Source organism: Nocardia amamiensis (assembly GCF_015477605.1).
In the GTDB taxonomy this organism is placed as follows: Bacteria; Actinomycetota; Actinomycetes; order Mycobacteriales; family Mycobacteriaceae; genus Nocardia; species Nocardia amamiensis_A.
Window position 1 is genome coordinate 35,691 of record NZ_JADLQX010000027.1, and the last position, 25,566, is coordinate 61,256.

General features: G+C 66.4%; 32 protein-coding genes. 23 read left to right on the forward strand and 9 right to left on the reverse strand.

The genetic code is table 11. The annotated features are described in order from the left end of the window. Positions 1 to 101 precede the first annotated feature (101 nt). The 7 genes from IU459_RS28460 (at position 102) to IU459_RS28490 (ending at position 6,460) form a co-directional block, all read left to right on the forward strand. Positions 102 to 1,292: an RNA-guided endonuclease InsQ/TnpB family protein gene (locus IU459_RS28460; RefSeq protein WP_195132662.1), complete on the forward strand. Its 1,191-nt coding sequence runs from the start codon at positions 102 to 104 to the stop codon at positions 1,290 to 1,292. A gap of 169 nt (positions 1,293 to 1,461) precedes the next feature. Beyond that, positions 1,462 to 2,523, forward strand: a complete 1,062-nt coding sequence (locus IU459_RS28465; RefSeq protein WP_195132708.1) for a PhoH family protein — start codon at positions 1,462 to 1,464, stop codon at positions 2,521 to 2,523. 62 nt (positions 2,524 to 2,585) lie between these two features. Continuing rightward, positions 2,586 to 3,140 (forward strand): rRNA maturation RNase YbeY, encoded by a 555-nt coding sequence (gene ybeY, locus IU459_RS28470; protein ID WP_040775983.1) that lies wholly within the window; start codon positions 2,586 to 2,588, stop codon positions 3,138 to 3,140. Continuing rightward, complete coding sequence (locus tag IU459_RS28475; RefSeq protein WP_195132663.1) at positions 3,137 to 4,501, forward strand: hemolysin family protein; 1,365 nt, start codon at positions 3,137 to 3,139, stop codon at positions 4,499 to 4,501. Before ybeY ends, IU459_RS28475 begins: the two co-directional genes overlap by 4 nt. Further along, positions 4,498 to 4,884 (forward strand): cytidine deaminase, encoded by a 387-nt coding sequence (locus IU459_RS28480; RefSeq protein WP_195132664.1) that lies wholly within the window; start codon positions 4,498 to 4,500, stop codon positions 4,882 to 4,884. Before IU459_RS28475 ends, IU459_RS28480 begins: the two co-directional genes overlap by 4 nt. After that, positions 4,877 to 5,800, forward strand: coding sequence for a GTPase Era (gene era, locus IU459_RS28485; protein ID WP_195132665.1), 924 nt, complete (start codon positions 4,877 to 4,879; stop codon positions 5,798 to 5,800). The genes IU459_RS28480 and era overlap by 8 nt, the downstream gene beginning before the upstream one ends. 171 nt (positions 5,801 to 5,971) lie before the next feature. Continuing rightward, positions 5,972 to 6,460 carry a nitroreductase/quinone reductase family protein gene (locus tag IU459_RS28490; RefSeq protein ID WP_228838664.1) on the forward strand — a complete coding sequence of 163 codons (489 nt, stop codon included), beginning with the start codon at positions 5,972 to 5,974 and terminating at the stop codon, positions 6,458 to 6,460. 93 nt (positions 6,461 to 6,553) lie between these two features. Here IU459_RS28490 and IU459_RS28495 read toward each other — a convergent pair whose 3' ends face one another. Next, positions 6,554 to 7,186 carry a 2'-5' RNA ligase family protein gene (locus tag IU459_RS28495; protein WP_195132667.1) on the reverse strand — a complete coding sequence of 211 codons (633 nt, stop codon included), beginning with the start codon at positions 7,184 to 7,186 and terminating at the stop codon, positions 6,554 to 6,556. 107 nt (positions 7,187 to 7,293) lie between these two features. On the opposite strand from IU459_RS28495, the gene IU459_RS28500 reads away from it, so the two are divergent. Further along, positions 7,294 to 7,851: a GNAT family N-acetyltransferase gene (locus tag IU459_RS28500; protein ID WP_195132668.1), complete on the forward strand. Its 558-nt coding sequence runs from the start codon at positions 7,294 to 7,296 to the stop codon at positions 7,849 to 7,851. On the opposite strand, the gene IU459_RS28505 is transcribed toward IU459_RS28500, so the two are convergent. Further along, entirely contained in the window at positions 7,824 to 9,167 is a 1,344-nt protein-coding gene (locus tag IU459_RS28505) for a helix-turn-helix domain-containing protein (protein ID WP_195132669.1), read from the reverse strand. The two genes, IU459_RS28500 and IU459_RS28505, sit on opposite strands and share 28 nt — an antisense overlap. 230 nt (positions 9,168 to 9,397) lie before the next feature. Here IU459_RS28505 and IU459_RS28510 point away from each other — a divergent pair, with 230 nt between their 5' ends. From IU459_RS28510 to IU459_RS28530, 5 genes are read left to right on the forward strand one after another with little or no spacing between them, the layout of a single operon-like run. Continuing rightward, positions 9,398 to 9,877, forward strand: a complete 480-nt coding sequence (locus IU459_RS28510) for a DNA-directed RNA polymerase subunit beta (RefSeq protein ID WP_195132670.1) — start codon at positions 9,398 to 9,400, stop codon at positions 9,875 to 9,877. Between the two features lie 4 nt (positions 9,878 to 9,881). Next, positions 9,882 to 10,166, forward strand: coding sequence for a hypothetical protein (locus IU459_RS28515; protein ID WP_195132671.1), 285 nt, complete (start codon positions 9,882 to 9,884; stop codon positions 10,164 to 10,166). After that, positions 10,163 to 10,903: a dTMP kinase gene (gene tmk / locus IU459_RS28520; RefSeq protein ID WP_195132672.1), complete on the forward strand. Its 741-nt coding sequence runs from the start codon at positions 10,163 to 10,165 to the stop codon at positions 10,901 to 10,903. The genes IU459_RS28515 and tmk overlap by 4 nt, the downstream gene beginning before the upstream one ends. Continuing rightward, complete coding sequence (locus IU459_RS28525; protein WP_228838653.1) at positions 10,900 to 11,697, forward strand: hypothetical protein; 798 nt, start codon at positions 10,900 to 10,902, stop codon at positions 11,695 to 11,697. Before tmk ends, IU459_RS28525 begins: the two co-directional genes overlap by 4 nt. Further along, complete coding sequence (locus IU459_RS28530; RefSeq protein WP_195132673.1) at positions 11,666 to 13,138, forward strand: B12-binding domain-containing radical SAM protein; 1,473 nt, start codon at positions 11,666 to 11,668, stop codon at positions 13,136 to 13,138. The genes IU459_RS28525 and IU459_RS28530 overlap by 32 nt, the downstream gene beginning before the upstream one ends. Here IU459_RS28530 and IU459_RS28535 read toward each other — a convergent pair. Next, a complete protein-coding gene (locus tag IU459_RS28535; RefSeq protein ID WP_195132674.1) occupies positions 13,135 to 13,599 on the reverse strand; it encodes an NUDIX hydrolase in 465 nt (154 codons plus the stop codon). The genes IU459_RS28530 and IU459_RS28535 overlap by 4 nt on opposite strands. Positions 13,600 to 13,952: 353 nt before the next feature. Beyond that, positions 13,953 to 14,927 carry a helix-turn-helix transcriptional regulator gene (locus IU459_RS28540; RefSeq protein WP_195132675.1) on the reverse strand — a complete coding sequence of 325 codons (975 nt, stop codon included), beginning with the start codon at positions 14,925 to 14,927 and terminating at the stop codon, positions 13,953 to 13,955. Positions 14,928 to 15,059: 132 nt separating this feature from the next. On the opposite strand from IU459_RS28540, the gene IU459_RS28545 reads away from it, so the two are divergent. Together IU459_RS28545 and IU459_RS28550 are read left to right on the forward strand one after the other, a co-directional pair. Then, positions 15,060 to 15,455 carry a RidA family protein gene (locus tag IU459_RS28545; RefSeq protein ID WP_195132710.1) on the forward strand — a complete coding sequence of 132 codons (396 nt, stop codon included), beginning with the start codon at positions 15,060 to 15,062 and terminating at the stop codon, positions 15,453 to 15,455. 76 nt (positions 15,456 to 15,531) lie between these two features. After that, positions 15,532 to 16,008, forward strand: a complete 477-nt coding sequence (locus tag IU459_RS28550) for a DUF488 domain-containing protein (protein WP_228838655.1) — start codon at positions 15,532 to 15,534, stop codon at positions 16,006 to 16,008. 36 nt (positions 16,009 to 16,044) lie between these two features. Here the strand turns inward: IU459_RS28550 and IU459_RS39425 are convergent, their stop codons facing one another. Beyond that, positions 16,045 to 16,167 (reverse strand): hypothetical protein, encoded by a 123-nt coding sequence (locus IU459_RS39425; protein WP_267469902.1) that lies wholly within the window; start codon positions 16,165 to 16,167, stop codon positions 16,045 to 16,047. Between the two features lie 80 nt (positions 16,168 to 16,247). Next, complete coding sequence (locus IU459_RS28555) at positions 16,248 to 16,574, reverse strand: winged helix-turn-helix transcriptional regulator (protein WP_195132677.1); 327 nt, start codon at positions 16,572 to 16,574, stop codon at positions 16,248 to 16,250. Between the two features lie 104 nt (positions 16,575 to 16,678). Between IU459_RS28555 and IU459_RS28560 the strand changes: the two genes are divergently transcribed. Next, complete coding sequence (locus IU459_RS28560) at positions 16,679 to 17,515, forward strand: MBL fold metallo-hydrolase (RefSeq protein WP_195132678.1); 837 nt, start codon at positions 16,679 to 16,681, stop codon at positions 17,513 to 17,515. A gap of 64 nt (positions 17,516 to 17,579) precedes the next feature. Next, positions 17,580 to 18,227 carry an NADPH-dependent F420 reductase gene (locus tag IU459_RS28565; protein ID WP_195132679.1) on the forward strand — a complete coding sequence of 216 codons (648 nt, stop codon included), beginning with the start codon at positions 17,580 to 17,582 and terminating at the stop codon, positions 18,225 to 18,227. 81 nt (positions 18,228 to 18,308) lie between these two features. Here the strand turns inward: IU459_RS28565 and IU459_RS28570 are convergent, their stop codons facing one another. Next, the gene (locus tag IU459_RS28570) at positions 18,309 to 19,739 is read right to left on the reverse strand and encodes an amidase (protein ID WP_195132680.1); all 1,431 of its coding nucleotides are present in this window, start codon (positions 19,737 to 19,739) and stop codon (positions 18,309 to 18,311) included. A gap of 153 nt (positions 19,740 to 19,892) precedes the next feature. Between IU459_RS28570 and IU459_RS28575 the strand changes: the two genes are divergently transcribed. From IU459_RS28575 to recO, 3 genes are read left to right on the forward strand one after another with little or no spacing between them, the layout of a single operon-like run. Beyond that, positions 19,893 to 20,759, forward strand: a complete 867-nt coding sequence (locus tag IU459_RS28575; RefSeq protein ID WP_195132681.1) for an alpha/beta fold hydrolase — start codon at positions 19,893 to 19,895, stop codon at positions 20,757 to 20,759. Further along, positions 20,746 to 21,345 (forward strand): TetR/AcrR family transcriptional regulator, encoded by a 600-nt coding sequence (locus tag IU459_RS28580; RefSeq protein ID WP_195132682.1) that lies wholly within the window; start codon positions 20,746 to 20,748, stop codon positions 21,343 to 21,345. Before IU459_RS28575 ends, IU459_RS28580 begins: the two co-directional genes overlap by 14 nt. A gap of 9 nt (positions 21,346 to 21,354) precedes the next feature. Next, on the forward strand, positions 21,355 to 22,134 hold the full coding sequence (recO, locus tag IU459_RS28585) for a DNA repair protein RecO (protein WP_195132683.1): 780 nt from the start codon (positions 21,355 to 21,357) through the stop codon (positions 22,132 to 22,134). Here recO and IU459_RS28590 read toward each other — a convergent pair. Further along, the gene (locus tag IU459_RS28590) at positions 22,091 to 22,471 is read right to left on the reverse strand and encodes an Aca2/YdiL-like domain-containing protein (RefSeq protein WP_195132684.1); all 381 of its coding nucleotides are present in this window, start codon (positions 22,469 to 22,471) and stop codon (positions 22,091 to 22,093) included. The two genes, recO and IU459_RS28590, sit on opposite strands and share 44 nt — an antisense overlap. Positions 22,472 to 22,592: 121 nt before the next feature. Between IU459_RS28590 and IU459_RS28595 the strand changes: the two genes are divergently transcribed. Both IU459_RS28595 and IU459_RS28600 read left to right on the forward strand, forming a co-directional pair. Continuing rightward, positions 22,593 to 23,411: an isoprenyl transferase gene (locus IU459_RS28595; RefSeq protein WP_195132685.1), complete on the forward strand. Its 819-nt coding sequence runs from the start codon at positions 22,593 to 22,595 to the stop codon at positions 23,409 to 23,411. A gap of 14 nt (positions 23,412 to 23,425) precedes the next feature. Beyond that, entirely contained in the window at positions 23,426 to 23,836 is a 411-nt protein-coding gene (locus tag IU459_RS28600) for a YbjN domain-containing protein (protein ID WP_195132711.1), read from the forward strand. A gap of 7 nt (positions 23,837 to 23,843) precedes the next feature. On the opposite strand, the gene IU459_RS28605 is transcribed toward IU459_RS28600, so the two are convergent. Then, complete coding sequence (locus IU459_RS28605) at positions 23,844 to 24,470, reverse strand: TetR/AcrR family transcriptional regulator (protein ID WP_195132686.1); 627 nt, start codon at positions 24,468 to 24,470, stop codon at positions 23,844 to 23,846. 101 nt (positions 24,471 to 24,571) lie between these two features. Here IU459_RS28605 and IU459_RS28610 point away from each other — a divergent pair, with 101 nt between their 5' ends. Further along, positions 24,572 to 25,543 (forward strand): hypothetical protein, encoded by a 972-nt coding sequence (locus IU459_RS28610; RefSeq protein ID WP_195132687.1) that lies wholly within the window; start codon positions 24,572 to 24,574, stop codon positions 25,541 to 25,543. The last annotated feature ends 23 nt before the right edge of the window (positions 25,544 to 25,566 follow it).

Consider the following 25,566-nt stretch of genomic DNA (forward strand, 5'->3'; position numbering starts at 1 on the left):
TTCGTGACGAAGGCCGAATGTGCATGCACGGTGTACGCGACCTGCCGACCTGCGCGGAAGTCGCTCGTTGTGCCCATGTAACCAATGCTAATGTCGAACGTGTGAGCGAGGTCGGGGTGGGGAGCGCACGGTGCACGTACCGTCTGCGGCTGTCCGCCGTCGCGCGGCGCGCGTTGCTGGCCGAGTGGGACCGGTGCCGATGGGTGTGGAATCAGTGCGTCGCCGAATCCCGGCAAGCTCACAGCAATGACGAGAAGATCGGCCCCGCTGTCCTCGACAAGAGATTGACCGGCTGGCGTAGCGAGCACAATTGGCTCTCAGCCGGGGCGTCGGTCCCGCAGCAACAGATCATCCGCGACTTCGGCCGCTCCCGCGCGAAAGCGCTGAAGGACATCAAAGACCGTGTCCCGCAACGGCGTCGGGCTGGTATGCCACGCTTCAAGAAGAAGGACCTCACCAACCCGACCCTGAACTACACGCTGCGTGGATTCCGGTTGAAGGATGGGCGGCTGTATCTTGCGGGCGGAGTAGTGGCGCGGGTGGTGTGTTCGCGGGAGCTGCCCGCCGCGCCCTCCAGCGTCCGGATTTACCGCGACAGCATCGGCCACTGGTATGCCTCGTTCGTCACCGCAGCCGTCCGACAGCCGCTCCCAGCGACCGGGCGTGCCATCGGGATCGACTGGGGCGTCAAAGAGATCGCGACGACCACCAGCGACGCCCACGATCTCCGGCACCCCGACCATGGGAAGAAGGCGGCGACGAAACTGGCCCGCTACCAGCGGATGATGGCCCGTCGCAAGCCGCAACGCGGGCAGCGGGGGTCGAACGGCTACCGGGCCGTGAAAAGACGGGCCGCGAAACTGCACAAGAAGGTCTCCAGGCAGCGGGTCGACACTGCACGCAAATGGGCCAAAGCGGTCGTGACCGATTTCGACCAGCTCGCGGTGGAGGACTTCAAACCGAGGTTCCTGGCCAAGTCCACGATGGCGCGGAAGGCGGCCGACGCCGCGATCGGCGCGACGAAGACGGCGCTGCTCGAGATGGGCCGTAAGCACGGCCGGGATGTACGGCTGGTACAGCCCGCGTACTCGACGATGGATTGCAGGATGTGTGGTGCGAGAGCCAAGCACCGCCTCCTGTTATCCGAACGCACCTACCGGTGCGAAGACTGCGGACACTCCGCCCCTAGGGACAAGAACTCCGCACATGTGATGTTGAACAGGGCTGGTTTCACCCCTGCTGGTGCTGATTGCGCAAGACCCGGGCGCTCGCCGAGCGATCAGGCAGCATGAGCCAGGAATCCCCACCCTCCACTTCAGGGTGAGGAGGAATCAATGGGCGGTGTCGGTGGCCCGCGTTAAACTATCCTCAATACCACAGCAGTCGAGACCGGAAAGCAGGCTATAGCCACTTTTGACAGCACAAGGCGACATCGGCGACCCGAGTACCCCTGCGGCAAGCATCGGCGCCGGCGACAACGGTTCGGGTCCCGCAGCGCGCACCGTGCGTTCGAGTATCGAACTCGCTCCGGAATCCGTGTTCCCCTTCCTCGGTTCGGCCGACCAGAATCTGCGTGAACTCGAATCCCTGCTCGACGCGGACATCCACGTCCGCGGCAATTCCGTCACCCTCACCGGCAAGGCGGCCGACGTCGCGCTCGCCGAGCGGGTCATCGAGCAGTTGGTCGCGCTGACCGGCCGCAATCGCGTGGTGACGCCCGAGGCGGTGCGGCACACCGTGTCGATGCTCACCGAGGGCACCAGCGAGTCCCCGGCGGAAGTGCTCAGCCTGGACATCCTGTCCCGGCGCGGCAGGACCATCCGGCCCAAGACGCTCAACCAGAAGCGCTACGTCGACGCGATCGACGCCAACACCGTCGTGTTCGGCATCGGTCCCGCCGGTACCGGCAAGACCTATCTGGCGATGGCCAAGGCGGTCCAGGCGCTGCAATCCAAGCTGGTCAACCGGATCATCCTCACCAGGCCCGCGGTGGAGGCGGGGGAGCGGCTCGGCTTCCTGCCCGGCACGCTGAACGAGAAGATCGACCCGTACCTGCGCCCGCTCTACGACGCGCTGCACGACATGATGGACCCGGAGGCCATTCCGAAGCTGATGGCGGCCGGTGTCATCGAGGTCGCGCCGCTGGCGTACATGCGCGGCCGGACGCTCAACGACTCGTTCATCATCCTCGACGAGGCGCAGAACACCACCGCCGAGCAGATGAAGATGTTCCTCACCCGGCTCGGATTCGGCTCGAAGATCGTGGTCACCGGTGACGTCACCCAGGTCGACCTGCCCACCGGCGCGCGGTCGGGTCTGCGCATGGCCAGCGAGATCTTGGTCGACATCGAGGACATCCACTTCGCCGAGCTCACCAGCAGCGACGTGGTCCGCCACCGGTTGGTTTCGGACATCGTCGACGCCTACGACCGGGCCGAGGCCGAGACGCGTCCGCCGGTCGCGCCACATTACGGCGGCAACCGGGCGCAGCGGCGCGCCGCGAGCCGGGCGGATCGCCGGTAACGCGTTCCGCCGGGCGGGGCTCCGCTCCGCCGACGCGATCGCCGGGATCGTAGGCTATTCGGGTGAGCATCGAGATCGCCAACGAGTCGGGTATCGACGTACCCGAAGAAGAGCTGGTCAGCGTCGCGCGGTTCGTGATCGCCCGGATGGACGTGCACCCGGCGGCGGAGCTGTCGATGGTGCTCGTCGATCTCGATACCATGGCCGACCTGCACATGCGCTGGATGGATCTGCCCGGCCCGACTGACGTCATGTCCTTCCCGATGGACGAACTCGAGCCGGGCGGACGGCCCGACAGCCCCGAGCCGGGCCCGTCCATGCTGGGCGACATCGTGTTGTGCCCCGAGTTCGCCGCCGGCCAGGCGCGCAAGGCGGGTCATTCGCTCGACCACGAACTGGCGCTGCTCACCGTGCACGGCGTGCTCCACCTGCTCGGCTACGACCATGCCGAGCCGGAGGAGGAGAAGGAGATGTTCGCGTTGCAGGCCCGGCTGCTCGAAGAGTGGTACGAGAGCCTGCGGGAAGCGCGGCGGCGGGCCGAACTCGCCGAACGTGACGCGCGGTTGCTGGGTAAGGCGGGCTTCACCACACCAGGTGATTCCCTGGATCACGCGTGAATTCCCTGACCCTCGTTCTACTGGCGGTCCTGCTCATCTCGGTGGGTGGGGTGTTCGCCGGTGTCGACTCCGCGCTGAACACCATCTCGCCCGCCCGCGTCGACGACATGGTCCGAGCCGACCGGCCGGGTGCCGTGCGGCTGAGCCGGATCGTCGCCGACCGGGCGCGCTACGTGAATCTCATGGTGCTGCTGCGGATTCTGTGCGAGATCGGCGCCACGGTGCTGCTGGTGGCGGGGCTGATCACGGTCTGGGCGGAGAATTGGGCGCTGCTGATCACCGCGGTGGTGATGGTGCTGGTGTCCTATGTGGTGATCGGGGTCGGTCCGCGCACGCTGGGACGGCAGCACGCGTACACGATCGCGCTGGCCGCCGCGCTGCCGCTGCAGTTCATCGGCGCGCTGCTCGGCCCGCTCAGCCGGTTGCTGATTCTGCTCGGCAACGCGATCACGCCCGGCAAAGGTTTCCGCAACGGCCCCTTCGCCTCCGAGATCGAGCTGCGCGAAGTGGTCGAGATGGCCGGTGAGCGCGGCGTGGTGGCCGACGACGAACGCAGGATGATCCAGTCGGTCTTCGAACTCGGCGACACCCCCGCCCGCGCGGTGATGGTGCCGCGCACCGAGATGGTCTGGATCGAGGCGGACAAGACCGCGGCGCAGGCGATGTCGCTCGCGGTGCGCTCCGGGCACTCGCGCATCCCGGTGATCGGCGAGAACGTCGACGACATCCTCGGCGTGGTCTACCTGAAAGACCTTGTGCCGTACGCGGATCGAAGCCGCAAGGTGCGGGTGCGCCAGGTGATGCGGTCCGCGGTGTTCATGCCTGACAGCAAGCCGCTGGACAGCCTGCTCGATGAGATGCAGCGCAGGCGCAACCACATGGCACTGCTGGTGGACGAGTACGGCGGCATCGCGGGATTGGTGACCATCGAGGATGTGCTCGAGGAGATCGTCGGTGAGATCGCCGACGAGTACGACACTGACGAGACCCCGCCCATCGAAGACCTCGGCGACGGGCGCTACCGGGTGTCGGCCCGGCTGTCGGTGGAGGACCTCGGCGAGCTGTACGGGCTGGAGATCGAGGAAGAGGACGTCGACACCGTCGGCGGCCTGATGGCCCACGAACTCGGGCGGGTGCCGCTGCCCGGTTCGAAGGTCGAGGTGCACGGGCTGGTGCTGCGCGGCGAAGGCGGCGCGGACGCGCGAGGACGGATGCGGGTGAACACCGTGGTGGTCCGCAAAGCGCGTGAGAAGGTCCCGGCCGGCACGACCAACGGCGACAATCCCAATGGCAAGCGCAAGGCCGATGGATCGGAGCGGGAGACCGCGGCCGATCGCGACGAGGACGGAGACACCGAATGACCGAACTGGACGCCGAGGACAACAAGCTGGTCGTGCTGGCCCGCGGGGCGCTCGCCCGCACCGGCGGGGCGAGTGGCGCGGCCATCCGCGACACGGACGGACGCACCTACGCCGCAGGGGAAGTGAACCTGACCGCGCTGCGGCTGACGGCGCTGCAAGCCGCGGTGGCCGCCGCGCTCTCCAGCGGCGCGGAGGGATTCGAGGCCGCCGCGGTGGTCGGCGGGCGGTTGTCCGACTTCGGTGTCACCGCGGTGCGTGAGGTGTCGGCGGAGGCGCGGATCATCTTCACCGACCGCGACGGCGCGGTGTTCGAGGTCGTCGACGATTCGGCCGACGCCGCCGACGCGGTGACCGCGGACTCGGGCGAGGTGCACGGTGGGTGATCGATCGAATGCCCGCCGAGACGAATTCCGTTCCGGCTTCGTCTGTTTCGTCGGCCGTCCGAACACCGGCAAGTCGACGCTGACCAACGCGCTGGTCGGTGCGAAGATCGCGATCACGTCCTCGCGTCCGCAGACCACCAGGCACACCATTCGCGGCATCGTGCACCGCGAGCACGCCCAGTTGATCCTGGTCGACACTCCCGGCCTGCACCGTCCGCGCACACTGCTCGGCCAGCGCCTGAACGACCTTGTGCGGGATACGTATTCGGAAGTCGACGTGATCGCGCTGTGCATCCCGGCCGACGAGAAGATCGGCCCCGGCGACCGCTGGATCGTGCAGCAGGTCAAGCAGATGGCGCCGAAGACCACGCTGCTCGGCGTGGTCACCAAGATCGACAAGGTGAGCCGCGATCAGATCGCCGAGCAACTTCTCGCGGTCTCCCAGCTGCTCGGCCCGGACGCCGACGTGGTGCCGGTGTCGGCGGTCAAGGGCGAGCAGGTCGAGGTCCTGGTCGACGTGATCGCCTCGAAGATGCCGGAGGGCCCGGCCTTCTACCCTGACGGCGAGCTCACCGACGAGCCCGAGGAAACCCTGATGGCCGAGCTCATCCGCGAGGCCGCACTCGAAGGCGTCCGCGACGAACTGCCGCACTCGCTGGCCGTCGTCATCGAGGAAGTCCTACCCTACGAGGACCGCGAGGACATGCTCGACGTCCACGCCCTGCTCTACGTCGAACGCCCCAGCCAGAAAGCCATCGTCATCGGCAAGGGCGGCTCCCGACTGAAGGAAGTCGGCACCAACGCCCGCAAGCAGATCGAACACATCCTCGGCACGCGCATCTACCTGAATCTGCATGTGAAGGTAGCGAAGGACTGGCAGCGCGATCCGAAACAGCTGGGCAAGCTCGGCTTCTGACCGATTCAGCCATCCCAGGTAGGTCCAGTCTTCCTTCGACGCCGATACCGGGCGCGGTTACGTGCGTGGGCCACAGGCGGTGCCGAAATCGGTTACCGCGCTCTTGACAGCCTTACGTTGTAATGCTTCCCTTGCAATACCGGACTTACAATGTAAGAGATTGGCGTGACCATGTGGATATGGATCGCGATAGGCGCGGGCACGCCGGTGGCGCTGGCCCTGGCTTGGTGCCTCTTCCTGGTGGTGGTGATCCGCACGGGCTACGCTCCCGGCCTCACGGTGGTCCGCCGCTTCAACCGCCGCGTCACGAACCCGCGCGCCATGAAGACCGCCGGTCGGCCCGGCGCCTCTGCCTCGGTGATCCGCCACACGGGCAGGTCCAGCGGCAACGCCTACGAGACACCGGTCGGCATCACCGAAGCCGGAGACGACTTCCTTATCTCCCTGCCCTACGGCACCACCCCCGACTGGCTCCGGAATGTGGTGGCGGCTGGTTCCGCCGAGGTGATCCACGAAGGCGTTTCCTATCGGGTCACCGACCCCGAGCTGGTCGCCGCCTCATCGGTCGCCCATGATCAGTCGGCATCGGAACGTTTCCTACTGCGGTTCTTCGGTGTGGAGAAGGTCCTGCGCCTGCGGAAGACACGGATCGAGGGGTGAGAGCGCCGACTGTCCGGCTCACGGGCCGGAAGGGAGGCAGCGCGATCCCAAGCAGGTGGGCAACTCGGGTTCCGATCGATTCAGCGTTCCGGATCAGGGTATGCCCAGCGGAACCTTGGTGATCTCGCGCCATTCGTATCGATGGTTGTCCCGGTTCAGCGCAATGAGCGACACCGCCGCCACTGGCTGCACAACCTCTATGCCGCTCAGACCATTTCGCGCGAGGAGGCCGCGGAGATTCGTCATCGATGCGACGCCTGTGGAGTAGGCGAGCGACAGATGGGGGTTGAAGCGGTCGCCGCGCTCGGGCACCTGGTCGACGCCCCAGACATCGGCGATGGCCAATTGCAGATCGTCGCGGATATCCCGGAAGGGCTCCGGGTTCGCGATTGGCAGACCGATCGCTTCCTTGTCCACGGACGGTGGTCCGATCAGGGCGTCGAAAGGCCCGCGCCGGGACAGGTAGGTCGCGGCGGCTCCGCTGATTTTCTGCACGTCTGCTGTTGTCGCGTCATCGGTGAATCCGATGCCTTGGATCGTGATGTGCAATCCTTCGCGGGCAACGGGATCCATAGTCGGGATCTGTGAAAGAGTCGGCGCGAAGGTCTCCACCAGCTGCGCGGCCGGAGAATCGTTATCGAAGGTGACGTGCCAGGTGTAGAACGACTTGCCGAGCTTCCAGCCCGGTCGCCACCACCAGTGATCCCACGTGGAGTCTTCGGCCATGGGTGATTCTCCGTTCGTGGTCGATCCATGCGAGCTTGCCACCGAGATCGATGCCCAGGTTAGAGTTCTCTGCTCATGTCTGTCGGCTCGAATCTATGGTCGAGTCCATGAACGACGCGACATCGATCCGGATTGGAACCGCAGACGACGCACGGCACCACTTCGATGCGATCTGCGAGCTGTATGTCGAAGCATTCTCGGCACCCCCGTTTGTTTGGCCGGAGACCGAGTCGCAGCGGCATCGGCAGATGCTCGCCAAAATGAGCGCTTCGCCGAGCTTCGGCATCGCTCTAGCCGAATCCGATGGGGGTCTAGTCGGATTCGTCTACGGAAGCACGCTGACGACCGATACCGGATGGTGGGAAGGATTTCAACAGCCGGTACCCCCGGATGTTCTGCGTGAATGGCCGGGACGGACCTTCGCGGTGATCGATCTCGCCGTCCGGGAGTCAGCGCGCCGACATGGCATCGGCCGCCGACTGCTGAACATGCTGCTCGACAGCCGACCCGAGCAGCGTGCGACGCTGGCAGTCCAGCCGCAGGCGGAAGACTCACATGCGTTCTACCGGGCAGTGGGTGGATGGCGGCTGGTTGGGCGGCAAACCACACCGGCGTTCGTATCACCGGAGTTCGACATCTACATCCGGGAACTGGGGAATCCATAGTCCGCCAGGAGTTGGTCGAGCTCGCGTACACACAGAGCGTCAGTCCACCGACCGAGGTCCGATCGAGCATCAGCGATGATGCCGATTAGCCGGTCCGAACGGCACTCGGTGGCGAGACGGGCTGCCTTGCCGATACATTTTGCTGCTTCATCGATTTCCCATCCTGCGATATGGGCATGCGCAAGGTCGATGTAGGCCACTGCCCGGTTGCGTGTGAAGCCCTCGCCGATGAGAGCGAGCGACGATTCGGCCGCAACCTGTGCCTCGGCTGCAGATCCGAGCCTGTACATGCAGTCGCTCCGAAACGCTAGTGAAAGACCCGGCCCATGGAAGTACGCGACAGAGTTCTTTTCGGCCGGAAAGTCATCCAGCGTGGCATCGGCGGCGTCGAGTGCCGTGACACATGCCTCATGCCGTCCTGTGGTGGCGTAGGCATACGCTGCGATGTCATCGGCATAGGCGCGTAACAGGCGATCATCAACGCTTCGTGCCCAGTTCTGCGCGGCCACTGCGTGATCGATCCCTGTCCGAGGAGACCCACGCCAGGTCGCGAGGTAGCTCAGATTGCACAGGATGAGGGCGACGAGTGCGTCGTTACCCGCGTCGTGCGCGGATTCGCGGGCCTGCTCGTAGCTGGAATTCGCAGAGTTGAAGTCACAGAGGTCGAACTGCATCCACCCGGCCAGCTGCGCGAGCCGGCTATGAAGCGTCAGCAACCGCGGCCGCAAATGGTTGGGCGCCGGCTGCAGCAGTGCGGATGTAATCGCCTGCTGAACGGAGACCATCGGAAGAACAGCGTGGGGGCCGTAGAGGTTGTTCTGCGAACGCGCAATATCCAGCGCAGCCTCGATATGACCGACGGTCAAGTCATCCACACGGTCGGGTTGGATGAGCACTTCGCCGACTCGACGTTGCTCGTCCGGATCCAAACCCGCCAAGATCGCGGCGACAGCAGGGAGCCCACCGGCAACGCCACCGAACAGAGAGAGCAACTCACGCCGATTCATCTCGACCCACGTCCGCAGTTCGACATCCAGTGGCGAGTGTAGGCGGGTCGACGCTGAGCAAGTGGCAATCGCAGGCGTGAGCGATGCACCTTCGTTGTAGAACCTATACGTCTGCTCCTGGCTTAGACCGTTGAGCAGCGTGTCCATGACGTCCGAAGAACGCGGGCTCAGCGCGGCCTTACTGCCGTGCTGCTCCCACTTCCCGACCGTTCGCACCGCCCGCCCGCAAGCCGCCGCGAACTCCTCCTGTGTCAACCGCATTGCCGTACGAAGCGCCAGAACATCTGCGCCAGTCCACTTGTCGATCATCGCTGGCCCCACCCACCACTCGGCGTGTCGAATACCGGAAGAGTAGGACCAAAATGCCTGCCGCGTACCTGTATTACGTCGCTCCGTCACCGGATTCTGGAACCCGCATCCGGTGCCGGGTCGGTGCCGTTGCCGCCCAACGGCACACCGATCAGTTGTGAGCGGCCGATCGGTGGCGCTTGCTCCTCGGCGCCGGATGCTCATCACATGACGAGCAGGGAGGCGCGGGGATGGGGTTGGACGACACTCAGGTGCTGCCGCCGGTGCAGGCCGATACGCCTTCGACACGGTGTCGGTTCTATCGGGAGACGTGCGGGCTACCCGCGCGAGTGCAGCCCGAAATCGGAAGCATCATCGTGCCTGCGGGCAAAGTTGGCGCGATTACCATGCCGCATCAGCTCGGCGCTGCGGTCAAAAGCCATATGCACAGTCAGGGTGTGCAGCTCGGTCCCATCGTGTCGCACCCTCGGTCGAAACGGTGGACGTTCCTGATCGTGCCGGACGTACCGGACGAGAACAGGCTGTTCGCCGAGATGTTCCGGCTCAACGTTTCGGTGTCGCGCTTCGGCGCGCAAATCGCGTTGCCGTCGCCCGGTGCCCGGCAGGCGGGATTCCGCGTCTGGGTGCGCCCTCCACGCGACGAGTTCCGCCCATCCGGCATGGCCGTGATCGAGTCCATCCGCGCCTGTCGGTCGAAGCGCAGGCGGTAGTGATATGGGTCCGCAACGGTCGCCGCGCCCTGAAGAAGACGACGTTCATCTTTCGGTCCAGTTCCATGATGTGGATCTTGATTTCGCCGCCTGCCTGACGGCCGCGTTGTATTTCGTGCAGGACTGGCGCGCTTACCACTACCCAGATGCAGTGACCGTGATCCCCGGCGACGCGGCTGGACTACCTCGATTGCCGAACGAACGCCTTTATCTGGAGCCGTGTCCGCGTGATTTTCGAGGGGCAACCATCGGCGAGCCGCCCGTGGAATGGACGGAGAAGAACCAATGAGTCATCAGGTGCAACCCGAAAATGCGGATGCGACAACCGGCGCAGGCATGCTAGTTACTCTCGACGGTCCGGGAGGGGTTGGCAAGTCCAGCATTAGCCGCGAGCTTGTCGGCTATCTGCGCCGCCGAGGGGTCCGTGTGCACGCCACGGCACAGCCCAGCCCGACCGCGCTCGGTGATCTTATCCGTGTGCAGGCCGACACCTATCGCGGAATTGCGTTGGCGTGCTTGGTTGCTGGTGATCGGCATCATCAACTTGCCAATGAGATCGTCCCGGCGATCGACTCTGGCACGGTCGTGGTCTGTGACCGCTATCTGCCGTCCTCGCTCGTGCTGCAGACACTCGATGGTGTCGACGCCCAAACGGTATGGCAGCTCAATCATGGTGTGCGTATGCCAGATTTGGCGGTGATGCTGCACGCAGACGTCCGCGCACTGACAGCAAGACTCAGCACGCGAGGCGCACACGATCGATTCGAACGCGCAAGCGACAGCAGCCAGATCCAATCCGACCGCTTCCACGAAGTTGCCGCCGAACTCGCTCACACCGGGTGGCCGGTTGCCGAGTTCGACTGCACGCATCGGCGGCCGTCCGACACCGCCCGCGCGATCGGCAAGCTCATCCTGCCTCACATCCAGGCACACCACCCAGGCACCGATCGGCACGGTCAATCCACCGAACAGCAGGGAAGCGACGATGATGACCGAACACAAACCAGTGAAGGGAGCAACGAATGATCGCCGGACGGATGATGCTCGACCACCCAGGCTGGATTCAGACGACCGAGGGCGTGACCCACCGCGCCGTCACCGACGGTCACCGCGTCACGCTCGTCACCGAAAGCGGAGCTGGCGACGGGTGGTTGCGGTTCGAAGAGTTCGATCCGGCCGCGCTGGCCGGTGCCGATGACATGTTGATCGGGTTGAAGGCTGCTGGCCCCGTTGCACGGCTGGCGAATCCGAACTTGTGGGATGCGCTGGCCACCGCAATTGTGCGGCAGGTGATCCGGGCCAGGCAGGCCCGCAAGCTGTATTTGCTGTTCAGCCGCGTTTACGGGCAGCCGGTCAGCCACGGTGACACCACAGCATGGCTGTTCCCGGGACCGCAGACGATCCTCGAGTTGTCCGACCAGGCGTTCTCCGAACTCGGGGTCGCGTTCAAACGGTCCGCGCTTCAGGCCGCTGCTCGGGCTTATCTCGAACACGGCGAAGCCTGGACCGCAATGGCGAGTTCCGCCCCTGACCGCCTCGCGCTGATCGACGCCTTACAGGCGGTACCACGGATCGGGCCGTGGACCGCTGGCGCTGCGGTCGCCGACTTCACCAACGATTTCTCCGTGTATCCGTATGCCGATCTCGCTGTCCGAACGTGGGCAAGGCGGCTCTCACCCGAGCGAATGTGGCATGACGATGAGCCCGGGTTCGCGGCACAATGGCAAGAGTTGGCGGGAAATCAATTGTCCGCGTGGACATTACTCACTCTCGCATGGGGGATAAACAATGCCGACATCACCAGAACGGTCCCGTCGTGACCTGATCGCTGGAGCCGCCACGAGCCACCCACTGGATGCGCTGTTCGTCAACGCACCGCTTCGCGACTACAGTCTGCGTCCCAGAGTCAACGACTTCACACTTCCTGTGCTGGGCATGGGCTACATCGCCACTTACGCCGCACAGCAGGGATTCAATGTCGGGGTCCTCGATGCCGAAGCCCACGGATTGGGTGTCGACCAGACGATCGACCTCATCAATACCACCCGGCCGCGGTGGGCAGGATTCAACCTGCTCGCACCCACCTATGAGATCAGTGCCCGCGTCGCCGCCGGTCTAGACCCCGAAATCAAGGTCATGCTTGGTGGGCACCAGGCGAAAGCAATGCCGAGCCAAATCCTCGCCGATCCACGCATGACACGCTGCGCCGCGCTGGTCCTCGGCGAAGCAGAGACCCGAGTATCGGAACTCCTCGACGATCACAGCAACCGATCCCGCTTACCGGGCGTGATGTGGCTGGACCGGATTATGCGGACACCGGTTACCGGCGGAATACCGGGCACGTCCCACTATCTCGCACCCGACATCAATACGCTGCCGTTTGTCGACCGAACATACTTGTGCCAGGACCCCCACTACGAGCAGGGCCGGTGGGAAGCGAACATGGTCGGCGCGCGGGGATGCCCATACAATTGCTCGTTCTGCGGAGCGGCGGTCAGTGCCAACCCGGACATCACCATCCGCACCCGCAGCCCGCACAACATCATCGATGAGATGGTGCGCTTACGTGAAGACAACGCAGTGACCGCGTTTCGGTTCGTCGACGACCTCTTCCTGGGAGCACGCCGCGTGATCGACACGATGATGGGCGCGTTCACCACTGAACGAGTCGGCGACTGGGCGTGCTGGGATGCCACCGGTCGCATCAACGTACTGCATCGCGCCGCCGATGCCACACTGGATACCTTGGCGTCCAATGGATTACGCGAAGTCGCACTCGGTATCGAGTCCGGCAGCGCTCGCATGCTCGAGTACATCGACAAACGCATCACCCCCGAGATGGCGGTCAGCGTCGTGACCCGCCTTGCCGAACGCGGCATCGGCGTGAAGGGCTACTTCATCCTCGGATTTCCCGGCGAGACACGCGAAGAGATCGACGCTACTGAGCAGTTGATCCACCGATTGTGGGAGGCCACCGATCAACTACCCGGCCAATTCCGTGCGTCGGTGTTCGAGTTCCGTCCTTACCCCGGCACGCCTGAATGGCATCGACTGATGAAGACCGGACGCTACCAGCCGGAACAGCTTCTGAACTACTCGCCGGTGGATTTGACCGACGGGGGTGTCGACGAGTCGATGCTTGCCCGCGACGAGTTCAACTTCTCGGTCAACCTCCAGCTCGCCGAAGCGCCAACCAGCTATATCCGTGCCAAGCTGGTCGACCTGGCGCGCGCCCAGCATGAGCGCACCACCACCGGTTAGATGCTGACGCCGGCGACCACAGCCGGTGTATTCCAGCCGTGCTCGCTGAACTGCGTTCCGCCGTCGAGGAATGCGTGGATTCCGACGGCGGGGTACTCGATCAAGTCATCGGGCAGCTGGTCGATAGGGAACCACTGCACAGCCGCGCACTTGTCTGGTTCCCGATTCACCGGCTCTCCGGCCCACCGACGTGCCTGAAGGAACATCCCCAGCCGGGGCTCCGGGCCGGAACCGGCGGCGTGTACCGCGTGGACGAAATGGAGGTCGGTCGGGTCGATGAGCACGCCGACTTCCTCATGGGCTTCACGGATGGCGGCAGCAGTGATCGGCTCGCCCGCATCCAGTTTGCCCGACGGTAGATGCCACCTGCCTTCGAACATATCTCCTCGGCGCTGAGTCAGCAGCAGTTCGTCGTCGCGCACGAGCAGGATATGAACGTCTACCAGGTGACGATCGGCCATCGGCATCTCCTCGCGTTCCAGGTCGGCGGAGACAATACGGCACCGGCGATCTTGTCACCAGTGGACCCGCGTGGGCTTCGGCCAGATGCTCCGGCTCAACGGTTTCGGTGTCGCGCTTCGGCGCGCAAATCGCGCCGGCACCCGACAGGCGTGATTCCGCGTCTGGGTGACATCACCATGCGATGCCTTCCGGCCATCCGGCATGGCCGCTTGTTCCGGGGCGGGACGTTCGTGACGCTCGGCAACCCACGCAGCGCTGTGCGTTGCGCACGCGTCGTTCGGGGCGCTCGAACCTACCAGTATGGAACGGTTCCGAATCGCGTCGGCGGCGGCCTCGCATAAGGCGACAACTCTCAGGATGACACTCCGTAGCAGGTGGCAATCGCGGCGGCGCGGTTGCGCAGGGAGGTGCGCAACGACTGCGGCGCAACGGCTTCCGCGTCCGTGGTGAGCTGCCACAGCGCCCATTCGGCGTGTCGGGAATCTTGGAAGGTCACCTCCAGCCGCAGCCAGCCGTTTGCGTCGGGTTCCTCGGTGTGGACCGCCAGTGCGGTGCTCACCAGGTCCTCCCGCCGCGCCGGGTGCACCCGTACCAGCACGGCGATTTGGTCGCCGCTGGTCCGAAACCGCGTGCTGCGTTCCTGCCACGCCCGGTCCAGATCGACCCGGTCTGGTCGCTGTGCCGGTTCGGGGAGTTCCTTTGCTGCCAGCACCCGCGACAGCCGGTACGTGCGGTCCGCGCCGGACCTCGTGGCCAGCAGGTAGAGCTGGTCGCGAACGATTACCAGGCCGATCGGGTCCACCGTGCGCCACTTCGGGGTCTGGTCGAGGGCCGCGTAGTGGATGCGCAGCTTGTGTCCGGCGAAGACCGCTCGCCGGACCTCGGCCAATATGGTGCCGGGCACCTCCTCAGCGACCAGCCGACGCGACAGCAGATCGGTCTCCGGATCGATGAGCAATCGCTCGGCCACGTCAGCTGCGGTGCCCCGATAGCTTTCCGGTAGCGCGTCGACCACCTTGAGCATCGCCGAAGCAAGCGCCGAGCCGAGGCCGAATGCCTCTGCGCCGCGCCGTGATCCGGCGATGAGCAAGGCAAGCGCCTCGTCGTGGTTCAGCCCGGTGAGCTCGGTCCGAAACCCAGGTAGCAACGCGAAACCTCCGTGCCGGCCGCGTTCGGCGAAGACCGGGACACCGGCCGCGGACAGCGCCTCGATGTCGCGCAACACGGTGCGGGTGGACACCTCCAGCTCGTCGGCCAGCTCGGCCGCGGTCAGCCGACCGCGCTGGCGCAGCAGCAGCACCAGCGACACCAACCGGTCGGCGCGCATCCGAAAACTGTACCGAATACACGACAGAGGATGTCGTGATTAGCTGGGAGGCTTTCCGCCACGGCGTCACAGACAGCGGCTACCGGGCCGGTGGACGCACGTACTTCAATGAATCGAATGGGAGCTGATGTGGTGGAACGAACGGCAGTCAACCCGGTGACGTGGTCGGAGGAGCTGGGATTCAACCAGGGTGAGCTCGTCTCCGGGCACACCCGGACCCTGTACTGCTCCGGCCAGACCGCGATGAGCGGCGACGGCAAACCACAGCATGACGGTGACATGGCGGCGCAGTTGGCGCTGAGTCTCGACAACTTGGAGGCCGTGCTCAAAGAGGCCGGCATGTCGCTGGCGAACCTCGTCCGGCTCAACGTCTACACCACCGACGTCGATCTGCTCTTCCAGCACTACGGCGTGCTGGCGTCGCGGCTGGGCGCTTCCGGGGTGGCGCCGGCTACCACGATGCTCGGGGTCACACGGCTGGCGATTCCCGGCCAGATGGTCGAGCTCGAGGGAACCGCCGTCGAGTGATGTGACCTCGCCGCCTCCGGTAGGGCTGCCGGAGGCGGCGAGCAGCAGGAAGGTAGGTGATTTCCCGGTGCTCAGAATGGTGACAATCGGCGTCTACGGCTTCGACGGCGAGTCCTTCCTGCAACGGCTACGGCGCGCGGATGTTCGCCTGCTGCTCGATGTTCGCGAGCGCCGCGGGGTCCGCGGACCCGAGTACGCCTGGGCGAACTCGCGGCGACTGCAGGCGGCCCTCGCCCAAGCCGGGATCGCCTACGAGCACCACCGCGAACTTGCCCCGACCACCGAGCTCCGCCGGCTCCAGTATGCCGAGGACGACCGCCAAGGGGTCGGCAAACGCTCGCGCCGTGAACTCGCTGCCGAGTACACCCGCCGCTACACCACCGAGATCCTCGACCGCGCCGACCTCGCCCCGATCGTGTCGGCGCTGCCGAGCAGCGGGACCGCAGCCCTGCTCTGCGTAGAGCGCGACCCTGAGGCTTGCCATCGCTCATTGATCGCCCGGCGGCTGACCGAGCAGCACCACGTCACGGTCGAGCACCTGCGCCCGTTGTGACGCGGGAATTCCTCAATATCTCGCGAACCTTCCAGGTCAATGCACTAGATGGCTGACCGTAGCCGGTGTATTCCAGCCGTGCTCGCTGAACTGCGTTCCGCCGTTGAGGTATGCGCGTATTCCGACGGCGGGGTACTCGACCAGGTGACGATCGGCCATCGGCATCTCCTCGCCTCAATGGTCGGCCGAGACGATACGGCACCGTCGGGCCAGCGGATCGATGGCAGGCTCGGTATCGCTCAGGGCTGGGCGGCGGCCCAGGCGCAGATGGCGGCGAGTGGCTCCTCGAGTGTCTTGCCGAGAGTGGTGAGGGTGTATTCGACGTGTTGCGGCGGGCTTTCGCGGAGGACGTGCCGTTGGACGAGTCCGTCGGCTTCCATTCCCCGTAACGTCTCGGTCAGCACTTTCTGGGTGATGCCCGGCAATCGTCTGCGCAGGTCGGCGTGGCGTTGCGGGCCGTCGAGCAGGGCGTAGATCAGCAGGATGCGCCACTTCGCCGACAAGCGTTCCAGAGCCTGTCGGGTTGTGCACGATTCGTCGAGCACCTCCGGAATCACCAGCGCCATGGACTGCCTCCTCGTCCGGGAAGGGCACCGCAAAGTGCCTTCTTTCGCGGCTCGCCCGTGCGGCATACCGTCGTCGACACCAACGGTACTGAAAGGCATCACACGTGGTGAACAGCGATTTCCGGATCCACACCTACAGCGCGGGCGAGGCGGGGATCTTTGTGAACAGCTATCTGATCGAGACCGAGAAGGGGGTCGTGTTGATCGACGCCAGTCTGCTGGTTTCCGACGCGAAGGCACTGGCGGCTCGCCTGGCCGCGTTGGGCAAGCCGCTGCTCGCGGCGTTCGTGACGCACCCGCACCCTGATCATTTCAACGGTCTGCCCTACGTGGTGCCCGGGGATGTGCCGGTGTACGCCACTGTCGCGGTGGCTGAGGTCATCGATCGGAGCGCGGAGGCCAAGCGGCAGCAGTGGCAGCCCACCTACGGCGATGAGTGGCCCGACCGATACCGGGTGCCGGACCACCTGCTCGAGGACGGCGAGGTCGTCGACGTCGCCGGACTGCGGGTGAGCGTGCACGACATCGGCCCGGCCGAAAGCCACGCCGATTCCTACCTGCTCGTCGAATCCGGCCGCATACGGGCGGCGTTCATCGGCGACATCGCCTTCCACGGCACCCACTCATACCTCAGCGACGGCCACTCGACGGCATGGCTGGCAGCGCTCGATCGGCTCTCGGACCAACTGGCCGGTGTGCCGCTGTATCCGGGCCACGGCCAACCCGGTGACGTGTCGCTGTTCGCCGACCAGCGCAAGTACCTACTGATGTACCGCGAGGCCACCGCCAGATTGGGCGGCGGAGCCGAAGCTCTGACCGAATCCCAGAAGGAGGAACTGACCGCCACGATGATCAGATTCTCTCCCGGCGAGCCACTGAACTGGCTGGTCGCTCTCGGCGCGGACGCGGTGGCGAACGAGATGGCGGCCGCGTTCAGCTGAGTGCGAACCGTTCCCGATGGATTGGGGCGTCAACGAGATGATCTGTGCGAGAAAGGAAGTGGATATGACGATTGCGGTAATGGGAACCGGGCAGGTCGGACGGCGACTGGCGAGCCGACTGCAGGGGTTGGGACATGAGGTGATCCTGGGTTCGCGGACATCCGACAATGCCGATGCGGCGGCCTGGGCTCGGGAAAGCGGCGGCCGCCAGGGGACCTTCGCCGAGGCGGCGGCCGGGAGCGAGGTCATCGTGAACGCCACCGGCGGCACGGTATCCCTTGCCGCCCTGACCGCGGCTGGGCCGGAGAACCTGGCGGGCAAGGTGATCGTCGACGTGTCCAACCCGCTGCAGTTCGTGGACGGCTCGCCACGGCTGGCTGTCCCGGCGGAGGGGAGCGTCGCCGAACAGCTTCAGGCGGCATTCCCCACGGCACGGGTGGTCAAGACCCTCAACACCATGAACAACGAGCTCATGGTCGATCCGACCCGAGTTCCCGGCAGCCACAATGTCTTTCTCAGCGGAGACGACGACTCGGCCAAGGCCGATGTCGCCGCCCTGCTGCGGTCGTTCGGCTGGACCGACGAGCAGATCATTGATCTCGGCGGTGTGCGTACCGCCCGCAGCGTCGAACCCGTGGTGCTGCTGTGGGTGAGTCTCTCCCGGGCGCTCGGCACCGCCGATTTCAACTTGTCGGTGGTCCGGCCCGAATGAGCTACTGGGACATGCGCTCCGGCGGGTATTCGCCGCCGCCTGGTGTGGAATCAGCGCCTTCTGAGCTGAATTCGGGCTGGCTCACCACCAGGGGGCCGGACGGTGGCGCTGCCAGTTCAGTTCGGATTCGAGTTGGGCGGCCAGCGAGATCAGGAGGGGTTCGGAGTCTGCCGTGCCCATCAGTTGGGCGCCTACGGGCAGGCCGGAGTCGGTGAACCCCGCGGGGACGTTGACGCTCGGCCAGCCGAGGACGTTCCAGGGCCAGGTGTAGGGGCAGGCGGCGGTGATGAGGTCGTTGGTGGCGGTGATGCCGATGCCATCGATCTCCTCGGCGCGCGGTGGGGGAGTCGCGGTGGTGGGGGCGAGGACCACGTCGTAGTCGCGGAAGAAGTGGCCGATTCGCCTGTGTAGCAAGGGTTCCAATTGGCGTGCCGCGTAGAGGGCGGGACCCTCGAGCACGCGGCCGATCCGGGCGTTGGCCGTGGTGCGCGCGTCGACCTCGAGCCCGGGCATCCGGTTGTACACCCGCCGGATGCCCGCCAGCGAACGCGGCAGGAACGAGGCGCCGATCATGATGCCGTAGTGCAAGTCGGCCACGGTCACCGTGTGGCCGAGCTTGCGGAGGGTGTCGGCGGTGCTCCGGACCGCTTGCTCCACCTCGGGGTCGAGGGCTGTCTTGGTCGCTGTGAACGGAATTCGCAGTGATAGCGCGATCCGCAACCGGCCGGGGTCGCGGCCGACGGCGTCCGTAGCGGTGATCGGGGCGGGCGTGTGCAGGTCGCCGGTGTGTGGACCGGCGGCCGAGTCCAGCAGCAGCGCCGCGTCCGCGACGGTGCGCGCCAGCGGGCCGTTCACGGTGAGTCCGTAGAACAGTTCGCCTTCCGGCCAAGTGGAGATCCGCCCGCGCTGCGGCTTGATGCCGACCAGGTTGGTCCAGGCGGACGGAATGCGGATCGACACCGCCCCGTCGGAACCCAGTGCGGCGGGGACCAATCCGGCCGCGACGGCAGCCGCCGAGCCGCCGGAGGACCCACCGGGCGTCCGCGTGCGGTCCCACGGATTGCGGGTGTGGCCGAACGAGGCGGCGCTGGTGAACGGCCACTGGCCGAGTTCGCAGGTGTTGGTCTTGCCGACGATCACCGCGCCCGCCGCGCGCAGCCGCCGAACCGATTCGGCGTCTTGGGTTTTCGGTGCGAACTCGCCGCCGCAGCCGAAGGCGGTCGGCTCGCCCGCGATGTCGGTGTCGTCTTTCACCGCGATGGGCACGCCCAGTAGCGGCAGCCGTTCGCCGGCGGCGAGCCGCCGGTCGGCCTCGGCGGCCTCGGCCAGCGCCCCTTCGCGGCGCACGATCCGGAAAGCGTTGAGCGTGGGTTGCGCCGCCTCGATCCGGTCGAGTGCGCCGCTGACCGCCGCAGTCGAGGTGATCGCGCCGCTCGCGATCGCGGCGGCCAGTTCGGCCAGCCCCAGCTCCCGCGTATCGGGCGGCAGGCGGGTCGGATCGGACACCGTCATCTGAGCTCCGTCTCGTCGTGTTTCGGGTAACCGTATCCACCGCTCTGGTCAAGCGTCCATATCGGCGGCACGAAATCCACCCTGGGTAGGATAGACATACATACCGTATGTATGTAAAAGTGGCCGGGAACCTGAGACGACTGGGAGGACCCCATGGCAACCAGCACAGCACTCGGCCGCGTCCACGAGGTGGACTTGCCCGGCGGCCGGATCCGCTATCACGAGACCGGGGAGGGCGCTCCGGTCGTCTTCGTGCACGGCCTGCTCGTCAACGCCGACCTGTGGCGCAAGGTGGTCCCGGTGATCGCCGCCGCCGGATACCGCTGCCTGACGCCGGACTGGCCCCTCGGCTCGCACGAGATTCCCGTTCCCGACGCCGAGTTGACCCCGGTCGGCGTCGCCGATCTGATATCCGCTTTCCTGGAGCGCCTCGACCTCACCGATGTCACATTGGTCGCCAATGACACCGGTGGAGCGATCACCCAGGTGTTGCTGACCCGCGATCGCTCGAGGATCGGCCGCGTCGTGCTCGCCTCGGTGGACAGCTACGAGGGCTTCCTGCCGCAGCCGTTCACGGCGCTCCCGCTGCTGGCGAAGATCCCCGGGTCACTCCGCCTGCTGACCGAGCTGATGCGCGTCCGGGCACTGCATCGCCTGCCGGTCGCCTTCGGCTGGGTCGCCAAGCGGCCGGTGCCGCCGGAGATCACCGACTCCTATCTGCTGCCGAGCCGCCGGTCGGCCGCGATCCGGAAAGACCTGCGCCGCTTCCTGAAATCCGCGCATCGCCGGTACACCCTCGAAGCCGCGCGGCACTTCGCCGACGTCGATGTCCCGGTACTGCTGGCCTGGGCGCGCGAGGACCGCCTGTTCCCGGTGTCGTTCGCCGAACGTCTCTCCCGCGACCTGCCGGACGCGACGCTGAAGCTCATCGACGACTCCTACACCTTCCTGCCGGAGGACCAGCCCGAGTTGCTCGCCGAATCGATTCTGGAGTTCACTCGGCTGCATGCCACGCCGTAGCCAGGAAGACCGCTCTCGCGCCACCAGAGCCGCGCTCGAACAGGCCGGACGCCGGCTGTTCACCGAGCGCGGCTTCGCGGGGACCTCGGCCGAAGAGCTGGTCACCGAGGCGGGGGTCACCCGTGGCGCGTTGCACCATCACTACGGCGACAAGCGCGGCCTGTTCTTGGCGGTGCTGGAGCAGATCGAGGTCGAGACCACCGACGAAATCGAAAAGGCCATCGCCGCAGTGGATTCCGACGATGTGATGGCCGGGATGACGGCGGGACTCGGGCTCTTCCTGGAGATCTGTCAGCGGCCCGCGATGTTGCGGATCGCACTCTCCGACGCCCCCGCCGTGCTCGGCTGGCAGGCCTGGCGCGAATTCGAGTCGGCCCACGGCCTCGGCCTGATCACCGCCCAGCTCGAGCGCGCCCGCGATGCCGGATTGATCGCCGACGCCCCGATCCCCGTGCTGGCCCAGCTCGTGGTCAGCGTGGTCAGCGAGGCCGCCCTGATCGTCGCGCACGCCGGCGACCCGGACACTGCCCGCGCGCAGGCCCAGCAGTCGGTGCTCCTGCTGATCTCCGGACTTATCCGCAATTAGACTCAGCCTGTGCGTTTGTATCGGGACGAGGCGGTAGTGGTGCGCCAGCACAAGCTGGGCGAGGCGGATCGCATCGTCACGCTGCTCACCCGCCAGCACGGCCTGGTACGCGCGGTCGCCAAGGGCGTGCGGCGCACCAAGTCGCGGTTCGGAGCCCGGCTGGAGCCGTTCTCCTATATCGACGTGCAGTTGCATCCGGGACGCACGCTCGACACCGTCACCCAGGTGCACACGATGGAGTCGTTCGCCGCCGACATCATCGACGACTACGGGCGCTACACCACCGCGTGCGCCGTGCTGGAAACCGCCGAACGCCTGGCGGGCGAGGAGCGCGCGCCCGCGCCCCGGCTGCACGCGCTCACCGCGAGCGCCCTGCGCGCGATCGCGGCCAAACAGCGGCCGCACGAACTGATCCTGGATGCATTCCTATTGCGCGCCATGGGTTTCGCGGGCTGGGCGCCAGCACTCGACGAGTGCGCCAAGTGTGCGACGCCGGGCCCGCATCGGGCGTTCCACGTCGCGGCCGGTGGCGCGGTGTGCGTGCATTGTCGTCCACCAGGCGCCGCGACACCCGCTCCCGGCGTGCTCGACTTCCTGGTCGCGCTGCGGCGGGGGGAGTGGGAGTACGTCGAGACGGTGCCCGAAGCGGTGCGCAAACAAGCCAGCGGGCTGGTCGCGGCGCATCTGCAGTGGCATCTGGAGCGTCAGTTGCGCACCCTGCCGTTGGTCGAGCGGTCCGCGCAGACTAATCCACGAACTGCAGCTCTACCTGGGGCAGCTCGATCATGACCCGGGCGCACACCGCGCGGTGCCAGGTGGCCGGGAAGCGGGTGCCGGGCTCGTGCTTGCTGTAGTCGTCGTTGGTCCGGTAGGTGTGCAGCCGGGGCGAGATCTCGCCGGTGTCGATGGCTTCGACCATGGCCTCGATCACCTGCTCGGTCTCCTCCGCGATGGCGGCGAGTTCGCGCGCGACGACGTCCGGGATCTGGAAGGCCCCCTTCTCCCACCGCTCGACGGTGCGCTCGGCGACCGCGAAGAACCGCGCGCACCAGGGAACCGGAAGGCCGAGTAATTCGCGAGTGGCCCGGAAACCGGCCGCGGTCCCGGTGCCTGGTAAATCGGTCACGTTCGAGAAACCCCTCCCCAGTATCACGATCAGGACAAGAATAGATCACCGTGCCGGTGCGAACCGCGGAATTGGTCAGGAAGCAACGCGGCAGTAGGGTCGGCCGCGGCGATCAGGCAGGATGGAGGCCGTGATCCTCCGCCGAGACTCCGCTACCGCGACCGCGCCGAAAACCGCAGGTGTCGTCCGCCCGCCCGCGCCGCATCCGTCCGGAGCTCGGCCGCCGCAGCTGCCGTCCGAACTGGTGCCCAACCACGTCGCGCTGGTGATGGACGGCAACGGCCGCTGGGCCCAAGAGCGGGGGCTGCCGCGCACCGCGGGCCACGAGCGCGGCGAAGCGGTGCTGATGGACACCGTCGAGGGCTGCATCGAGATCGGTGTGAAGTGGCTGTCGGCGTACGCCTTCTCCACCGAGAACTGGCGGCGCAGCCCCGAGGAAGTCCGCTTCCTCATGGGCTTCAACCGCGACGTGATCCGCCGCCGCCGCGACGAGATGAACGAGATGGGTGTACGTGTGCGCTGGGCCGGTCGCAGGCCGCGCCTGTGGCGCAGCGTGATCAAGGAATTGGAGATCGCCGAGGAGCTCACCAAGAACAACACGGTGATGACCCTCACGATGTGCGTCAACTACGGCGGACGCGCCGAGATCGCCGACGCGGCAAGGGAGATCGCGCGCCGGGTGGCGGCGGGGGAGCTCGATCCGGAGAAGGTCACCGAGGCCACGCTGGCGAAATACCTCGACGAGCCCGACATGCCGGACGTGGACCTGTTCCTGCGCCCGTCGGGCGAGTTCCGCAGCTCCAACTTCCTCATCTGGCAGTCGGCGTACGCCGAATTCGTCTACCAGCACACGCTGTTTCCGGATTTCGACCGGCGCAATCTGTGGGAGGCCTGCGTCGAGTACGCGAAGCGGGACCGCCGTTTCGGCGGCACCAAGTGAACGGGGACGCGGAGATGGACGCGGCGGTGACTCCCGACCAGGAGCTGCAGGCACGCGCCGGAGCGTGCCTGTCGCGGTATGACATCGATGTGCGCGTCGACCCCGAAGGGTCGCTCGGATTCGAGTACCAGGGCGCCCTGTGCTCGCTGCGCGCGGTGAATCTCGCGCCCGGCCTGGACGTGCTGACCCTGACCTGCGTGCTGGCCTGGGATCGCCCATTGAAGCCGCAGCTGCACAAGCGCGTCGCCGAGCGCAACAACGCATTGCAGTTCGGCTCGCTCACCGTGATCGGCCACGGCAAGCTCGCCGACGTCATCCTGCGCTACACCTTCCCGGCTGCGGGCCTGGACGACCAGGCGCTGACCACGATGCTGCTGCTCGTGCTGTCCAACGCGAGCCGCGCCAGGCAGGGACTGCTGCCCTGAGCCCGGCTCAGCGGCTCTCGCCTGCTGTCGTGGCGGCGGTTTCGCCGTAGGGAAGCAGGGTGCGCACGCCGCGCGCCAGCGTCTCCGGATCCAGGTCCTCGAGGATGAGGTGCTGGAGGATGAACCCGGGCAGCAGCCCGATGATCGCCTTGGCGACGGCATCGACGTCGGCGTCCTCCGGTAGCCAGCCCTTTTCGCACATGCGCTGCGCGTAGGTGACCCACAGCGCTCGCATCGCGCCGATCGCCTCGCGGACCATCACGGCCGCCCTGGGATGGACCAGGGCCAGCGCCCAAGCCTGCGGCGCCAGCCGCACCGGCCCGTCGGGCCCGCTGCAGCGCACGACCTCCTCGGCGACCACGGCGATCACTTCGGCGGGCGTGGGGAGCGGGTCGCGTCCGATCGCCTGCTCCATCGCCACGCGCAGCCGCACCGTCGTCTCGTTGGCCAGTGCCGTGATCAGCTCGTCTTTGCTCTTGAAGTAGCGGTATACCGCGCCGGCTGACAGGCCCGACTCCGCGAACACGTCTTGCATCGAGGTCTCGTGGAACCCCTTGCGGGCGAAGCATTTCCGCGCGGCGTCCAGGATCTGCCGCCTGCGGCGTTCGAGATGCTCTTCGGTAACTCGGGGCATGTCTCCAAATTAAAACGAATATCCGTTCTTGACAACTTCGTCCGAACGTGCGACGGTCGGAGGACCTAAAAGAACGAACATTCGATTTATGGGAGATGGTTATGAACACCGTGCAGCGGGCGTTCGCTCTCGGTCTCGGCGCCGCCCTGCTCCAGGCGTTGCTTCTGATCGCGTTTGCCTGGCCCGCCACGAATATCGCGCCCCGCGACCTGCCGCTGGCCGTCACCGGCCCGCAAGCCGGGATGGTTGTCGACAAGCTCGCCGAGCTCAGGCCCGGCGCCTTCGAGGTCAGCACGCTCGCGGACGAAGCCACCGCCCGAGCCGCGATCGCGGACCGGGAGGTCTACGGGGCAATCGTCACCGGAGACGGACGGCCGCGGTTGCTGATCGCCTCCGGTGCGAGTCCCGCTGTCGCGCAGCAGCTCACCCAGATCGGGCAGCAGTTGTCCGGCGCGCCCACGACCGGCGTGGAGGACGTGGTGCCCGCCGATCCGGACGATCCGCGCGGCGCGGCGTTCGGCGCTATGGTGCTGCCACTGGTGATGTCCGGTATCGCGGCGGGTGTGCTGCTCGCACTGCTGGTCCCCGCGGTCGGCGGCAAGGTGATCGGGCTGGTCACCTTCGGTGTCGCGGGCGGGCTGCTGAGCATGGCCGTCGTCCAGGGTTGGTTGTCGCTGGTGCCGGGGCCCTACCTGGTGCTCGCCTCGGTCGTCGGGCTGGTCTCGATCGTGGTCGCCGGTTCGGTGGTCGGGACCGCCGCCGTGCTCGGCCGCGCGGGTATCGGTATCGCCGCGATCACCATGTTGCTGATCGGCAACCCGTTCTCCGCGGCCACGTCGGCGCCGGAGTTGCTGCCGCAGCCGTGGGGTGCGATCGGCCAGCTGCTGCCGCCGGGCGCGGCCGCTTCACTGCTGCGCTCGGTCGCGTTCTTCGACGGCGCCGCTGCCGCCGGTCCGCTCGTGGTCCTGCTGGTCTGGGGCGTGGTCGTGCTTGCGCTGCTCGGCGTGGGCGCGCTGCGCGGTCGTTCCGCCGAGCCGCGGGAGTCGGCGCGGAATCCGGTGCCGGTGGGCTGAAACTCGACGAACCGAGACGACGG

Excerpts from the sequence above, each read along its gene's own strand:
- IU459_RS28480 (WP_195132664.1), top strand. The coding sequence starts at position 4,498 with ATGACCGAACTGGACGCCGAGGACAACAAGCTGGTCGTGCTGGCCCGC.
- IU459_RS28490 (WP_228838664.1), top strand. The coding sequence starts at position 5,972 with ATGTGGATATGGATCGCGATAGGCGCGGGCACGCCGGTGGCGCTGGCC.
- IU459_RS28495 (WP_195132667.1), bottom strand. The coding sequence starts at position 7,186 with ATGGCCGAAGACTCCACGTGGGATCACTGGTGGTGGCGACCGGGCTGG.
- IU459_RS28500 (WP_195132668.1), top strand. The coding sequence starts at position 7,294 with ATGAACGACGCGACATCGATCCGGATTGGAACCGCAGACGACGCACGG.
- IU459_RS28505 (WP_195132669.1), bottom strand. The coding sequence starts at position 9,167 with ATGATCGACAAGTGGACTGGCGCAGATGTTCTGGCGCTTCGTACGGCA.
- IU459_RS28510 (WP_195132670.1), top strand. The coding sequence starts at position 9,398 with ATGGGGTTGGACGACACTCAGGTGCTGCCGCCGGTGCAGGCCGATACG.
- IU459_RS28515 (WP_195132671.1), top strand. The coding sequence starts at position 9,882 with ATGGGTCCGCAACGGTCGCCGCGCCCTGAAGAAGACGACGTTCATCTT.
- tmk (WP_195132672.1), top strand. The coding sequence starts at position 10,163 with ATGAGTCATCAGGTGCAACCCGAAAATGCGGATGCGACAACCGGCGCA.
- IU459_RS28525 (WP_228838653.1), top strand. The coding sequence starts at position 10,900 with ATGATCGCCGGACGGATGATGCTCGACCACCCAGGCTGGATTCAGACG.
- IU459_RS28530 (WP_195132673.1), top strand. The coding sequence starts at position 11,666 with ATGCCGACATCACCAGAACGGTCCCGTCGTGACCTGATCGCTGGAGCC.
- IU459_RS28535 (WP_195132674.1), bottom strand. The coding sequence starts at position 13,599 with ATGGCCGATCGTCACCTGGTAGACGTTCATATCCTGCTCGTGCGCGAC.
- IU459_RS28540 (WP_195132675.1), bottom strand. The coding sequence starts at position 14,927 with ATGCGCGCCGACCGGTTGGTGTCGCTGGTGCTGCTGCTGCGCCAGCGC.
- IU459_RS28550 (WP_228838655.1), top strand. The coding sequence starts at position 15,532 with ATGGTGACAATCGGCGTCTACGGCTTCGACGGCGAGTCCTTCCTGCAA.
- IU459_RS39425 (WP_267469902.1), bottom strand. The coding sequence starts at position 16,167 with ATGGCCGATCGTCACCTGGTCGAGTACCCCGCCGTCGGAATACGCGCA.
- IU459_RS28555 (WP_195132677.1), bottom strand. The coding sequence starts at position 16,574 with ATGGCGCTGGTGATTCCGGAGGTGCTCGACGAATCGTGCACAACCCGA.
- IU459_RS28565 (WP_195132679.1), top strand. The coding sequence starts at position 17,580 with ATGACGATTGCGGTAATGGGAACCGGGCAGGTCGGACGGCGACTGGCG.
- IU459_RS28570 (WP_195132680.1), bottom strand. The coding sequence starts at position 19,739 with ATGACGGTGTCCGATCCGACCCGCCTGCCGCCCGATACGCGGGAGCTG.
- IU459_RS28575 (WP_195132681.1), top strand. The coding sequence starts at position 19,893 with ATGGCAACCAGCACAGCACTCGGCCGCGTCCACGAGGTGGACTTGCCC.
- IU459_RS28580 (WP_195132682.1), top strand. The coding sequence starts at position 20,746 with ATGCCACGCCGTAGCCAGGAAGACCGCTCTCGCGCCACCAGAGCCGCG.
- IU459_RS28595 (WP_195132685.1), top strand. The coding sequence starts at position 22,593 with ATGGAGGCCGTGATCCTCCGCCGAGACTCCGCTACCGCGACCGCGCCG.
- IU459_RS28600 (WP_195132711.1), top strand. The coding sequence starts at position 23,426 with ATGGACGCGGCGGTGACTCCCGACCAGGAGCTGCAGGCACGCGCCGGA.
- IU459_RS28605 (WP_195132686.1), bottom strand. The coding sequence starts at position 24,470 with ATGCCCCGAGTTACCGAAGAGCATCTCGAACGCCGCAGGCGGCAGATC.
- IU459_RS28610 (WP_195132687.1), top strand. The coding sequence starts at position 24,572 with ATGAACACCGTGCAGCGGGCGTTCGCTCTCGGTCTCGGCGCCGCCCTG.